The sequence below is a fragment of the Streptomyces sp. NPDC035033 genome (genome assembly GCF_040636735.1).
In the GTDB taxonomy this organism is placed as follows: Bacteria; Actinomycetota; Actinomycetes; order Streptomycetales; family Streptomycetaceae; genus Streptomyces.
This window is the reverse complement of sequence record NZ_JBEZUZ010000076.1, coordinates 27,629-40,564: the sequence shown is the minus strand read 5'-3', so window position 1 is coordinate 40,564 and position 12,936 is coordinate 27,629. Positions and strand designations below refer to the sequence as shown.

Here is a 12,936-nt window from a genome sequence, read left to right as displayed (position 1 = left end):
CTGAGCCCGATCCCGGCCGCCACGCGCGCGTGGCGGCCGACGGAGCCCGTACGCGAGCCGGCCGCCCCTCCCCGGGACGGCCGGCTCCCGCGCGTCCAGGGCGGTTCGCTTCCGTGCGTCCAGGGCGGTCCGCTCCCGCCCGGGACGGGCGGCCGGCTCTCGTGCATTCCGTTCGTTGCGCATAGCATCCGCCCATGTCGAATGGTCAGTGGTACCCGCCGGAATGGCCCGACCGCATCCGCGCCCTCGCCGCCGGCGAGCTCGTGCCGGTGACGCCCCGGCGCGCCGCCACCGTGCTCCTGCTGCGCGACGCGGACGGCGGGCCCGAGGTCCACATGCTGCGCCGCCGCACCTCCATGGCCTTCGCCGGCGGCGCGTACGCCTACCCGGGCGGCGGGGTCGACCCGCGCGACGAGCAGCCGGTGCGCTGGGCCGGGCCCGCCCTGGAGGAGTGGGCGGAGCGGCTGGGGCTCGACGACCCCGCGCAGGCCCAGGCGGTGGTCTGCGCCGCCGTCCGCGAGACCTTCGAGGAGGCCGGCGTCCTGCTTGCGGGCGAGAGCCCGGACACCGTCGTCGGCGACACCACCGGCGAGGACTGGGAGCGCGACCGGCGGGCGCTGGTCGCCCGCGAGCTGTCCTTCGCGGACTTCCTCGACCGGCGCGGGCTCGCCCTCCGCTCCGACCTGCTCGGCGCGTGGGCCCGCTGGATCACCCCCGAGTTCGAGCAGCGGCGGTACGACACCTGGTTCTTCGTCGCCGTGCTGCCGGCCGGGCAGCGCACCCGGGACGTCTCCGGCGAGGCCGACCGCACGGTCTGGACCCGCCCGGCCGAGGCCGCCGCCGGCTATGACCGGGGCGAGCTGACGATGATGCCGCCGACCATCGCCACCCTGCGGTCCCTCCAGCCCTGCGGGACGGCCGCGGAGGCCCTGGCGGCGGCCGGAAAGCAGTCCATGACGCCGGTGCTCGCCCAGGCCCGCCTGGAGGACGGCGAGGTGGTGCTCAGCTGGCCCGGCCACGACGAGTTCACCAAGCGGGTCGGGGGAGGCGCGGCATGACCGACGCCGCCGCCCTGCCCGGCCAGCCGCGCGGGCTCGTCGCCTCCGGCCCCGCGACCGCGCGGGCCGTGAACGTGCTCGCGCCCAACCCGTCCGCGATGACCCTGGACGGCACCAACACCTGGCTGCTCTCCGAGCCGGACTCGGACCTCGCCGTCGTCGTCGACCCGGGCCCGCTCGACGAGGGCCACCTGCGGAACGTGATCGACACGGCGGAGAAGCTGGGCAAGCGGGTCGCGCTGACCCTGCTGACGCACGGTCACCCGGACCACGCCGAGGGCGCGGGCCGCTTCGCCGAGCTGACCGGGACGGCCGTCCGCGCGCTTGACCCGGCGCTCCGGCTCGGCGACGAGGGCCTGGGCGAGGGCGACGTGGTCACCGTCGGCGGCCTGGAGCTGCGGGTGGTGCCGACGCCCGGCCACACCTCGGACTCGCTCTCCTTCCACCTCCCCGCCGACCGCGCGGTGCTGACGGGGGACACGGTCCTGGGGCGCGGCACGACGATGGTGGCGCACCCCGACGGGCGGCTCGGCGACTACCTGGACTCGCTGCGGCGGCTGCGCTCGCTGACCGTGGACGACGGCGTGCACACCGTCCTGCCGGGCCACGGCCCGGTCCTGGAGGACGCCCAGGGGGCCGTGGACTTCTACCTGGCGCACAGGGCCGGCCGGCTGGCGCAGGTGGAGGCGGCGGTCGAGGCGGGGCACCGGACGGCCTCCGAGGTCGTGGCGCACGTCTACGCGGACGTGCACCGCTCGCTCTGGCCCGCGGCGGAACTGTCCGTCCGCGCGCAACTGGAGTACCTGCGGGAGCACGGCCGCCTCTGACCCGGCCTCCGGGCCGGCCCCGACCTGGGCCCTGGGCCGAACCCGCACCGGCCCCTGGGTCGAACCCGCCCCGGCCCCCGACCGGACCCCGCCCCGGCCCCCCGACCCGGACCCCGCCCCGGCGCCCGGCCCGGCCCCCGGCCGGGCCCGTCCCGCAGCGCCTGGCCGGATCCGGTCGGCCACCCCGGGAACCCGACGGCCTCCCCGAGTGTCTTACGCTCCGCTTACATCAGGCCGTAGCTCTCGGGGGGAAGCCCGTGTTCGTCATAGCCATCCTGCTGGTCATCGCCGCGGTGGTGCTCTACTTCGTCGGCCGGTCGCAGGACTCGACCGGCTGGAAGCTGGGCGCCGTCGGCGCGCTGGTGGCCGGAGTCTTCTCGTTGATCGTGAGCATGACGTACGTGATCAGCGCGTACGAGGTCGGCGTCCCGGTCGCCTTCGGCAAGGTCGGTACGCCGATGACCTCCGGCATGCACGTGAAGTCGCCGTTCACCGACGTCACCACCTTCTCGACCCGCCCGGTCGACCTCAACCTCTCCGACAAGGACGTGGTCGAGGTCCGCTCCTCGCAGGGCGGCGTCATGTACGCCGAGGTCACGGTGAAGTGGGCCGTGGTCCCGACCAAGGCCGTCGAGCTCTACAAGCTCGCGGGCAGCGAGGACGCGATCCAGCAGCGGCTGGTCTACCCGGACAGCCGGGAGATCGTCCGCAACGTCTTCGCCCGCTACACCAGCGAGCAGGGGTACGCCTCCGACCGCGAGAAGATCAACGCCGAGATCGGCACCCTGATCAAGGAGCGCCTGGCCCCGCGCGGCATCGACGTCACCACCGTCAACCTGCGGAACGTCAAGCCCTCGGACGCGCTCCAGGGCCAGATCGACCGGAAGATCCAGCAGCAGCAGGCCACCGAGCGCGCCCTGGAGGCGTCCCGTACGGCCAAGGCGGAGGCGGACCGGCGCCGCATCGAGGCGGAGGGCATCGCCCGCGCCAACAAGATCCTCAACGACTCGCTGACCGACAAGGTCCTGGCCAACCAGTGCATCGACGCCTTCAAGGAGGCCGCGGCCAAGAACCCGGTCTACGCGGTGCCCTGCGGCGACGGCGGCGGCTCGGCCCCGGTGATCGTGGACGGCTCCAAGCGCTAGCCGGTACGGAAGGGGGCCGCCCGGTTCGACCGGGCGGCCCCCTTCTCGTGCGTACGGGCGCGGGGAAGGCTCAGCGCGAGCGCTTCGCGAGGCGCTCCACGTCCAGCAGGATCACGGCGCGGGCCTCCAGGCGCAGCCAGCCGCGCTGGGCGAAGTCGGCGAGCGCCTTGTTCACGGTCTCGCGGGAGGCGCCGACCAGCTGGGCCAGCTCCTCCTGGGTGAGGTCGTGGACGACGTGGATGCCCTCCTCCGACTGCACGCCGAAGCGGCGCGACAGGTCGAGGAGCGCGCGGGCGACACGGCCCGGGACGTCGGAGAAGACCAGGTCGGACATCTGGTCGTTGGTCTTGCGCAGCCGGCGGGCGACGGCCCGCAGCAGGGCGCCGGCCACCTCGGGGCGGGCGTTCAGCCAGGGCTGGAGGTCGCCGTGGCCGAGGCCGAGCAGCTTGACCTCGGTCAGCGCCGTCGCGGTCGCGGTGCGCGGGCCCGGGTCGAAGAGGGACAGCTCGCCGATGAGCTCGCCGGGGCCGAGGACCGCCAGCATGTTCTCGCGGCCGTCGGGGGAGGTGCGGTGCAGCTTCACCTTGCCCTCGGTGACCACGTACAGGCGGTCGCCGGGGTCGCCCTCGTGGAAGAGCGCGTCGCCACGGGCGAGCGTCACCTCACTCATCGAGGCGCGCAGCTCGGCGGCCTGCTCGTCATCGAGCGCCGCGAAGAGCGGGGCGCGCCGCAGAACGTCGTCCACGAGTTCACTCCTACTGTCGACCTGCTCACGGGACCTGGCTCCCATGATGCCGGACGTGCCAAACAGTGCGATCAATCACAACAAGTTTGACGCACCGGACGCCATTGCCGAACGTCAGGGGCCCGATCGGGGTCCGATGGGCGGCGGGCGGGGCGGATGTCGGCCGTGGCCCCTAGGCTGGCCGGGTGTCCAACTCGCCGGTGAGAACGCAGGCCAAGGGGGCTGGGAGAGTGTCGGCCGAAGGTAATTCCGCTGTGGGCGAACACGGCGTGTCGAAACGGTCGAAAGGGGCGATTCGGGAGGATTCGCACGCGGGCGAGGCGGCCGTGACCGCCCCGCCGACGACCCCGGCGAACCCCTCCGGAAACGCCTCCCCGCCGAAGACCGCGCGGAAGAGGACCGCCCCCGAAGACGCCTCCCCGCAGGCGGCCGCCTCGCGGCCCGCCACCCCGGAAACGGCCACCCCGGAAACGGCCGCCGCCGAGAAGGCCGAGAAGACCGCCTCCAAGAAGCCCCCTGCCAAGAAGCCCCCCGCCGAGAAGGCCGTCGTCAAGAAGGCCGCCGCCCGGCCCGAGTCGAGGCTCGGGCTGGTCCGGCGGGCGCGGCGGATCAACCGGGAGCTCGCGGAGGTGTACCCGTACGCCCACCCCGAGCTCGACTTCCGCAACCCCTTCGAGCTGCTGGTCGCCACCGTCCTCTCCGCGCAGACCACCGACCTGCGGGTGAACCAGACGACCCCCGCGCTCTTCGCCCGGTACCCCACCCCCGAGGACCTGGCCGCCGCCGTCCCCGAGGAGGTCGAGGAGCTGATCCGCCCGACCGGCTTCTTCCGCGCCAAGACCAAGTCGATCATGGGCCTGTCCGCCGCCCTCCGGGACGACTTCGGCGGCGAGGTCCCCGGCCGCCTGGAGGACCTGGTCAAGCTCCCCGGCGTCGGCCGCAAGACCGCCTTCGTCGTCCTCGGCAACGCCTTCGGGGTCCCCGGCATCACCGTCGACACCCACTTCATGCGCCTCGCCCGCCGCTTCGGGTGGACGGAGTCCGACGACCCGGTCAAGATCGAGGCCGAGATCGCGGAGATCTTCCCGAAGAGCGACTGGACGATGCTCTCGCACCGGGTGATCTTCCACGGCCGCCGGATCTGCCACGCCCGCAAGCCCGCCTGCGGCGCCTGCCCCATCACGCACCTCTGCCCCGCCTACGGCGAGGGCGAGACCGACCCGGAGAAGGCGCGGAAACTGCTCAAGTACGAGAAGGGCGGCTACCCCGGCCAGCGGCTCAACCCGCCCGCCGACTACCCCGGCCGCCCCGCCCCGCCCGCCCCCGCCGTGGCCCCCGGCGCCGCGCGGAACCCCTCGGGGGCGGAGTGAGCGCGGGACGGACCCCCGGGAACGAAGGGGCACGGCGACGGCGTTGGACGACACGGGGGTGCCCATGACGCGCACGGACGAAGAGATCTACGGCCCCGGCACCGGCGGCCTGCTGGACCGGGACGGCCTGCCCGACTGGCTCGCGCCGGTCGACCGGGCCGCGCGCACGGTCGCTCCCGAGCAGCTGAGCCGGTTCCTGCCGCCGGCGAGCGGCGCGGGCCGCCAGTCCGCCGTCCTCGTCCTCTTCGGCGAGGGCGAGCGCGGGCCCGAGCTGCTGCTCATGGAGCGGGCCGGCAGCCTCCGCTCGCACGCCGGGCAGCCCTCCTTCCCCGGCGGCGCCCTCGACCCCGAGGACGGCGACCCGGCCGACGGCGGGCTGCTGCGGGCCGCCCTGCGCGAGGCCGAGGAGGAGACCGGCCTCGACCCGGCCGGCGTCCAGCTCTTCGGCGTGCTGCCCCGGCTCTACATCCCGGTCAGCGGCTTCGTCGTCACCCCCGTGCTCGGCTGGTGGCGCGAGCCCAGCCCGGTCGGCGTCGTCGACCCCGCCGAGACGGCCCGGGTCTTCACCGTGCCCGTGGCGGATCTCACGGACCCGGCCAACCGCGCCACCGCCGTCCACCCGGCCGGCCACGCGGGCCCGGCCTTCCTCGTCGCGTCCGCCCTGGTCTGGGGTTTCACCGCCGGAGTGATCGACCGGCTGCTGCACTTCGCGGGCTGGGAGCGTCCCTGGGACCCCTCCCGCGAGGTCCCGCTCGACTGGCGGTCATGACAGGCTGACCACCCCGGGAGGCCGGGGACGAGACGGCGACCGGAACGAATCTGCGAGGCTGACGACCGTGAACGTGCTGGACATCCTGCTGCTGCTCGCGGCCGTGTGGTTCGCGATCATCGGCTACCGCCAGGGCTTCGTGGTCGGCGTCCTCTCCGTGATCGGCTTCCTCGGCGGCGGGCTCCTCGCCATGTGGCTGCTGCCGATCCTCTGGGACCAGCTCACCGACCAGAGCGAGGTCACCACCTCGGTCACCGTGATCTTCGTGATGGCGGTCATCGTCAGCGCCTCCGTCGGCCAGGCGCTCACCACCCACCTCGGGAACAAGCTCCGCCGCCACATCACCTGGTCCCCGGCCCGCGCCCTCGACGCCACCGGCGGCGCGCTGGTCAACGTGGTCGCCATGCTCCTGGTGGCCTGGCTGATCGGCTCGGCCCTGGCCGGCACCTCGCTGCCCACCCTCGGCAAGGAGGTGCGCGGCTCCAAGGTGCTCCAGGGCGTCTCCCGGGTGATGCCCGATCAGGTCGGCGTCTGGTTCGCCGACTTCAGCTCCACCCTGGCCCGCAGCGGCTTCCCGCAGGTCTTCAGCCCCTTCGCCGACGAGCCCATCACCGAGGTCCTGCCGCCCGACCCGGCGCTCGCCGGCAGCCCCGTCGCGACCCTCGCCCAGCGCTCCATCGTCAAGGTCGTCGGCACGGCCCCGAGCTGCGGCAAGGTCCTGGAGGGCACCGGCTTCGTCTTCTCCGACCGGCGGGTGATGACCAACGCGCACGTGGTCGGCGGCGTCGACGAGCCCACCGTGCAGATCGGCGGCGAGGGCCGGCTCTACGACGCCAAGGTCGTGCTCTACGACTGGCGCCGCGACATCGCCGTCCTCGACGTGCCGGACCTGCGCGCCACCCCGCTGCGCTTCACCGACCGGGAGGCCCGCAGCGGCGACGACGCCATCGTCGCCGGCTTCCCCGAGAACGGCTCCTACGACGTCCGCTCGGCCCGTGTCCGCGGCCGGATCGCCGCCGACGGCCCCGACATCTACCACCGGGGCGAGGTGCGCAGGGAGGTCTACTCGCTGTACACGACGGTCCGGCAGGGCAACTCCGGCGGTCCGCTGCTCACCGAGGACGGCGCGGTCTCGGGCGTGATCTTCGCCCGCTCCCGCGACGACGCGAACACGGGGTACGCGCTGACGGTCGAGGAGATCCGCGAGGACATCGAGCTCGGCCGCACGGCGAACCAGCAGGTGGACACCGAGGGCTGCGCCCTCTGAGCCGTCCGGGTCTCAGGCGGTGTCGCGCGGGTGGCGGAGCCGGGCCGACATCCAGCGGGCCCGCCGCCTGAGGATGCGCGAGATCCCGACCTGCCCGCCGGGAGCGCGGCCCCCCTCCGGCGGTCCTCCCCGCTCGCGGGAGCCCGGCCCGGAGGCGGAGCGGCGGTCGCGTGCCGTGTCACCGTAGTCGTACGTCCAGCCCATACCGGGACGTCTGCCCGGGGGCCGGGGTCGGTAACCGCCCGGGGGCCCGCCAATCGGAGTATGCGCGGGGCACATGGCCGTTCGACGCAAACCCGTGCGGGCGGGGCCGTACGGGGGTCAGCGGTCGGGCTCGGGGTCCTTCAGCCAGTTGACCAGCTCCGTCGTGAAGGCGGTCGGGTCCTCCTCGTGCGGGAAGTGCCCGAGGCCGTCGAAGAGCCGCCAGCGGTACGGCGCTTCCACGTACTCGCCCGAGCCGGCCGCGCTGCGGGTGCGCATCACCGGGTCCAGCGAGCCGTGCAGGTGCAGCGTCGGCACCCGCACCGGCCGCTTCATGCGCCGGTTGAACTGGATGCCGTCGGGGCGGGCCAGCGAGCGGACCAGCCAGCGGTACGGCTCGATCGAGCAGTGCGCGGTGGACGGGACGAGCATCGCCCGCCGGTACGCCTCGACCGCCTCGTCCTCCACCGGGCGCGGGCCCGACCAGTCCCGGATCAGACGGCCCACCAGTTCGGCGTCCTCGGCGACCAGCTGACGCTCCGGCACCCACGGCCGCTGGAAGCCCCAGATGTGCGAGCCGGCCCGGGACTGGGCGAAGTCGGAGAGCATCGCCGAACGCCAGCGGCGCGGGTGCGGCATCGAGGAGACCACCAGCCGGCGGACCAGCTTGGGCCGCATCACGGCGGCCGTCCAGGCGAGGTAGCCGCCCAGGTCGTGGCCGACGAGCGCGGCGTCCGGCTCGCCGAGCGAGCGGACCACGCCGGTGATGTCCAGGGCCAGGTTGGCGGGGTCGTAACCGCGCGGGGTGCGGTCGCTGCCGCCGACCCCGCGCAGGTCCATCGCGACCGCCCGGAAACCGGCCTCGGCGAGCGCCGGCAGCTGGTGGCGCCAGGTCCACCAGAACTGCGGGAAGCCGTGCAGCAGCAGCACCAGGGGGCCGTCGCCCATCTCGGCGATGTGGAAGCGGGCGCCGTTGGCCGCGACGTCACGGTGGGTCCACGGACCGTCGAGGCGTACGGGCCCGCCGCCGGGGGTGCTGCTCTCGGGGAGGGTCATACGGACGAGCGTGCCACAGACTGGGCCTTGGCCATCGTCACCTCCGCCGCCGGGACGCCCTCCGGGCGGGGGTGCGGCTTCACGTTCTGCATGATCGCGGCGGTCTGCTTGGCGGAGGCGATGGACTTCTGCGGCGGCTTGACCTTCTTGAACTTCGCGACGGCGATCGCGCCGAGGAGGCCCGCGACGATCACGTTGAAGGCGAAGGACAGCAGGAAGCACCACACGAGGTTCCAGCCGCCGTTGCCGTTGTGCCCGCCGGTCCAGGTGTTGATGGCGTAGGCGAGCGCGAAGCTCAGCATCGGCAGCGAGAACAGCAGCACGACGGCGGCGGCGATGGCCGCGCCGCTGCCGATCGCGCCGCGCTTGACGTCCTCCCGGAGTTCGGCCTTGGCCAGGGCGATCTCGTCGTGCACCAGTGCGGACATCTCGGCGGTCGCCGAGGCGACCAGCTGGCCGAGACTGCGCTCGGTTCCGTCGAACGGGTCGCTCATCGCTCTTCCCTCTCCTTTTGTACGGTCCGAGTCAGATCATGCCGGACGGTCGGCCCCGTCGCGCGGTGCCCCCGCCAGACGGGCGCGCTCGCGGTGCTCCGCGGCCTTGCGCTCCAGGATCTCGGCCATCCGGAGGTGGTACGCCTCGGTGCCCTCCTCGTACACGTCCGGGATGCCGTCCTCGTCGTCGTCCCGCTCCTCCTCGGTGACGAGCAGCCGGTACTTCCGGACGCGCAGCTTGAGCAGGAGCGAGGCGAAGGCGGCGGCGATGAGCGAGCCCATGAGGACGGCGGCCTTCACCTCGTCGGTGAGGGCCGCGTCGCCCTCGAAGGCGAGCTCGCCGATGAGCAGGGAGACGGTGAAGCCGATGCCGGCGAGGGAGGCGACGGCGAAGACGTCCGGCCAGGCCAGCTCGGGGCTGAGCTCCGCCCTGGTGAAGCGGGCGGTCAGCCAGGTGCCGCCGAAGATGCCGACCGCCTTGCCGACGACCAGGCCGAGGACGACGCCGAGGGTGACGGGCTGGGTGAAGACGTCGCCGAGGGCCCCGCCGTCGATGGCCACGCCGGCCGAGAAGAGGGCGAAGAGGGGGACGGCGACGCCGGCGGAGAGCGGGCGGACCAGGTGCTCGATGTGCTCGCCGGGGGAGTGCGGCTCGCCCTCCCGGGTGGTGCAGCGGAGCATCAGGCCCATGGCGACGCCGGCGATGGTGGCGTGGACGCCGCTGTTGTACATCAGGCCCCAGACGACCAGGGCCAGCGGGACGTACACGTACCAGCCGCGGACCTCCTTGCGGAGCAGGAACCAGAAGAGGGCGAGGCCGGCGAAGGCGCCGCCGAGGGCGGCGAAGTTCAGGTCGCCGGTGAAGAAGACCGCGATGATCAGGATCGCGAAGAGGTCGTCGACGACGGCGAGGGTGAGGAGGAAGGCGCGCAGGGCCGAGGGGAGCGAGGTGCCGATGACGGCGAGGACGGCGAGCGCGAAGGCGATGTCGGTGGCGGTGGGCACGGCCCAGCCGGCCAGGGAGCCGCCGCCGGCGGTGTTGACCAGGACGTAGACGAGGGCCGGCGCGGCCATGCCGCAGATCGCGGCGATGACGGGGAGGGCGGCGGCCTTCGGGTCGCGCAGGTCGCCGGCGACCAGTTCGCGCTTGAGCTCGATGCCGGCCACGAAGAAGAAGATCGCCAGGAGGCCGTCGGCGGCCCAGTGCTCGACGGAGAGGTCGAGGCCGAGGGCGGCGGGGCCTATGTGGAAGCCGGAGACGGCCTCGTAGCCGCTGTGGAAGGTGTTGGCCCAGACGAGGGCGGTGACGGCGGCGACGAGCAGCAGGACTCCGCCGACGGTCTCGGTGCGCAGGGCGTCGGTGAGGTAGCGGCGCTCCGGGAGGGAGAGCCGGCCGAGGAACTTGCGGTCGGTGGACACGGGGGAGCCTCCGGTCGGGTGGGCAGCACACAGCACATGCCGACCAGACTTCCCGGCGCACCTAGGTCTTTCTGTCGCGTTCCTGACGCGGTCTTTACCTTACCTAACGAGCCCGGGGCGTGTCCGGCGAGGATCACTTTAGGGTGGTATGAGGCTTTCGTCGCGCCGGAGCGGGGACGCGGAAAGGCCCGCCCCGGGGCGCCGGGGCGGGCCTATCGTGTCCCTGCCGGTGGTGCTCAGTCCTCGTCGGAAGAGGCCGGCAGCTTCGACTGGATGAGCGACATGACGGACGAGTCGGTGAGCGTGGTGACGTCGCCCAGCTCGCGGTTCTCGGCGACGTCGCGCAGCAGCCGGCGCATGATCTTGCCGGAGCGGGTCTTCGGCAGCTCCGCCACCGGCAGGATCCGCTTCGGCTTGGCGATCGGGCCGAGCGTGGCGCCCACGTGGTCGCGGAGCTCGGCGACGAGGGCCTCGTCCTCGCTGGCGGTGCCGCGCAGGATGACGAAGGCGACGATCGCCTGGCCGGTGGTCTCGTCGGCGGCGCCGACGACGGCCGCCTCGGCCACCGAGGGGTGGGAGACGAGGGCGGACTCGACCTCGGTGGTCGAGATGTTGTGGCCGGAGACCAGCATGACGTCGTCGACGCGGCCGAGCAGCCAGATGTCGCCGTCGTCGTCCTTCTTGGCGCCGTCGCCCGCGAAGTACTTGCCCTCGAAGCGGGACCAGTAGGTGTCGATGAACCGCTGGTCGTCGCCCCAGATGGTGCGGAGCATCGACGGCCACGGCTCGGTGAGGACCAGGTAGCCGCCCCCGCCGTTCGGCACCTCGTTCGCCTCGTCGTCGACGACGGTGGCGGAGATGCCCGGCAGCGGGCGCTGCGCGGAGCCCGGCTTGGTCTCGGTGACGCCGGGCAGCGGGCTGATCATCATCGCGCCCGTCTCGGTCTGCCACCAGGTGTCCACGATCGGACAGCGGTCGGCACCGATGTGCTTGCGATACCAGATCCACGCCTCGGGGTTGATCGGCTCGCCGACCGAGCCCAGCACGCGCAGGCTGGACAGGTCGAACTTGGCGGGGATGTCGTCTCCCCACTTCATGAAGGTGCGGATCGCGGTGGGCGCCGTGTAGAGGATGGTGACGCCGTACTTCTGCACGATCTCCCAGAACCGGCCCTGGTGCGGGGTGTCCGGGGTGCCCTCGTACATGACCTGGGTGGCGCCGTTGGCGAGCGGGCCGTAGACGATGTACGAGTGGCCGGTGACCCAGCCGATGTCGGCGGTGCACCAGTAGACGTCGGTCTCCGGCTTGAGGTCGAAGACGGCGTGGTGGGTGTACGCGGCCTGGGTGAGGTAGCCGCCGGAGGTGTGCAGGATGCCCTTCGGCTTCCCCGTGGTGCCCGAGGTGTAGAGGATGAAGAGCGGGTGTTCGGCCGGGAACGCCTCGGGGGTGTGCTCGGTGGACTGGCGGGCGACGACGTCGTCCCACCAGACGTCGCGGCCCTCGGTGAAGGCGGTCTCCTGGCCGGTGCGGCGGACCACGAGCACGTGCTCGACCTGCGGGCACTTGGCGACGGCCTCGTCGATGGCCGGCTTGAGGGCGGACGGCTTGCCGCGGCGGTAGCCGCCGTCGGCGGTGACGACCACCTTGGCGTCGGCGTCCTGGATGCGGGAGGCCACGGCGTCGGCGGAGAAGCCGCCGAAGACGACCGAGTGGGCGGCACCGATCCGGGCGCAGGCCAGCATGGTGATCGCGGCCTCGGGGATCATCGGCAGGTAGACGGCGACCCGGTCGCCCTTCCGCACGCCCAGCTCGGTCAGGGCGTTGGCGGCCTTGGAGACCTCGTCCTTGAGCTCGGCGTAGGTGATCGCGCGGCTGTCGCCCGGCTCGCCCTCGAAGTGGATGGCGACCCGGTCGCCGTGGCCGGCCTCGACGTGCCGGTCGACGCAGTTGTACGCCACGTTCAGCTCGCCGTCGGCGAACCACTTGGCGAACGGCGGGTTCGACCAGTCCAGGGTCTCGGTCGGCTCGGTGGCCCAGGTCAGGCGCTTGGCCTGCTCGGCCCAGAAGCCCAGCCTGTCCGCCTCGGCCTGCTCGTACGCCTCCGCCGTCACGTTGGCGTGCGCGGCCAGCTCGGCGGGCGGCGCGAAGCGGCGCTCTTCCCGGAGCAGATTGGCCAGGCTCTCGTTGCTCACGACATCTCCCTTTCCCAGGGCGTCCTCTGTGCGTATGTGTCCCGCGTCATAGCTCATCAGCCCGGAGCCCCGGGTGACAAGAGTCTCCGGGGAATTGGTTTAGACCTGTGAGCGGCTTGACGGACGGGGGCCCCTTCGTCCCGAGCGGAGGGAGAAGGGGCCACACAGTCTCACGGACGCGCGCCGGGAAAGGTTCAGGACGCGCGGCGGCGGGGTGACGGGACGGCGGGCGTACGGGGCCGGGGCCGCCGGGGCCGGTGCCGCCTGGGCCGGCCGACGGGCGCCGGGTGTCCGGGGCCCGCCGCACGGAGCCTGTGCGGCCGGGCCCGCCGCGCGGAGCCTGTGCCCTCAGGATCGGCGGCGGGCGCAGGGTGTCCGGCGCCCGCCGTACGG

General features: G+C 73.3%; 12 protein-coding genes. 6 read left to right on the top strand and 6 right to left on the bottom strand.

Annotated features, from left to right (window positions below; translation table 11 throughout):
- The first annotated feature begins 194 nt into the window (after positions 1-194).
- The 3 genes from AB0E83_RS26375 (at position 195) to AB0E83_RS26365 (ending at position 3,030) form a co-directional block, all read left to right on the top strand.
- Positions 195-1,058, top strand: coding sequence for an NUDIX hydrolase (locus tag AB0E83_RS26375; RefSeq protein WP_362116750.1), 864 nt, complete (start codon positions 195-197; stop codon positions 1,056-1,058).
- Positions 1,055-1,885, top strand: a complete 831-nt coding sequence (locus tag AB0E83_RS26370) for an MBL fold metallo-hydrolase (protein ID WP_362116747.1) — start codon at positions 1,055-1,057, stop codon at positions 1,883-1,885. Before AB0E83_RS26375 ends, AB0E83_RS26370 begins: the two co-directional genes overlap by 4 nt.
- Before the next feature lie 257 nt (positions 1,886-2,142).
- Positions 2,143-3,030, top strand: a complete 888-nt coding sequence (locus AB0E83_RS26365) for a prohibitin family protein (RefSeq protein WP_362116744.1) — start codon at positions 2,143-2,145, stop codon at positions 3,028-3,030.
- A 70-nt stretch (positions 3,031-3,100) separates the two neighbouring features.
- Here AB0E83_RS26365 and AB0E83_RS26360 read toward each other — a convergent pair whose 3' ends face one another.
- Entirely contained in the window at positions 3,101-3,775 is a 675-nt protein-coding gene (locus AB0E83_RS26360; protein ID WP_030495802.1) for a Crp/Fnr family transcriptional regulator, read from the bottom strand.
- Between the two features lie 326 nt (positions 3,776-4,101).
- Here AB0E83_RS26360 and nth point away from each other — a divergent pair, with 326 nt between their 5' ends.
- The 3 genes from nth (at position 4,102) to AB0E83_RS26345 (ending at position 7,181) form a co-directional block, all read left to right on the top strand.
- Complete coding sequence (nth, locus tag AB0E83_RS26355; protein ID WP_362116741.1) at positions 4,102-5,145, top strand: endonuclease III; 1,044 nt, start codon at positions 4,102-4,104, stop codon at positions 5,143-5,145.
- Between the two features lie 64 nt (positions 5,146-5,209).
- On the top strand, positions 5,210-5,914 hold the full coding sequence (locus tag AB0E83_RS26350) for a CoA pyrophosphatase (RefSeq protein WP_362116738.1): 705 nt from the start codon (positions 5,210-5,212) through the stop codon (positions 5,912-5,914).
- Positions 5,915-5,981: 67 nt separating this feature from the next.
- Positions 5,982-7,181: a MarP family serine protease gene (locus tag AB0E83_RS26345; RefSeq protein WP_362116735.1), complete on the top strand. Its 1,200-nt coding sequence runs from the start codon at positions 5,982-5,984 to the stop codon at positions 7,179-7,181.
- A 12-nt stretch (positions 7,182-7,193) separates the two neighbouring features.
- Here AB0E83_RS26345 and AB0E83_RS26340 read toward each other — a convergent pair whose 3' ends face one another.
- From AB0E83_RS26340 to acs, 5 genes are all read right to left on the bottom strand, one after another.
- Positions 7,194-7,385, bottom strand: a complete 192-nt coding sequence (locus AB0E83_RS26340; RefSeq protein WP_362116732.1) for a hypothetical protein — start codon at positions 7,383-7,385, stop codon at positions 7,194-7,196.
- Positions 7,386-7,502: 117 nt separating this feature from the next.
- Entirely contained in the window at positions 7,503-8,438 is a 936-nt protein-coding gene (locus AB0E83_RS26335) for an alpha/beta hydrolase (RefSeq protein ID WP_362116729.1), read from the bottom strand.
- On the bottom strand, positions 8,435-8,932 hold the full coding sequence (locus AB0E83_RS26330; RefSeq protein ID WP_362116726.1) for a phage holin family protein: 498 nt from the start codon (positions 8,930-8,932) through the stop codon (positions 8,435-8,437). Before AB0E83_RS26330 ends, AB0E83_RS26335 begins: the two co-directional genes overlap by 4 nt.
- A 36-nt stretch (positions 8,933-8,968) precedes the next feature.
- Complete coding sequence (gene nhaA / locus AB0E83_RS26325; RefSeq protein ID WP_362116723.1) at positions 8,969-10,351, bottom strand: Na+/H+ antiporter NhaA; 1,383 nt, start codon at positions 10,349-10,351, stop codon at positions 8,969-8,971.
- 236 nt (positions 10,352-10,587) lie between these two features.
- Positions 10,588-12,543, bottom strand: coding sequence for an acetate--CoA ligase (gene acs, locus AB0E83_RS26320; RefSeq protein ID WP_362116720.1), 1,956 nt, complete (start codon positions 12,541-12,543; stop codon positions 10,588-10,590).
- Between the last annotated feature and the right edge of the window lie 393 nt (positions 12,544-12,936).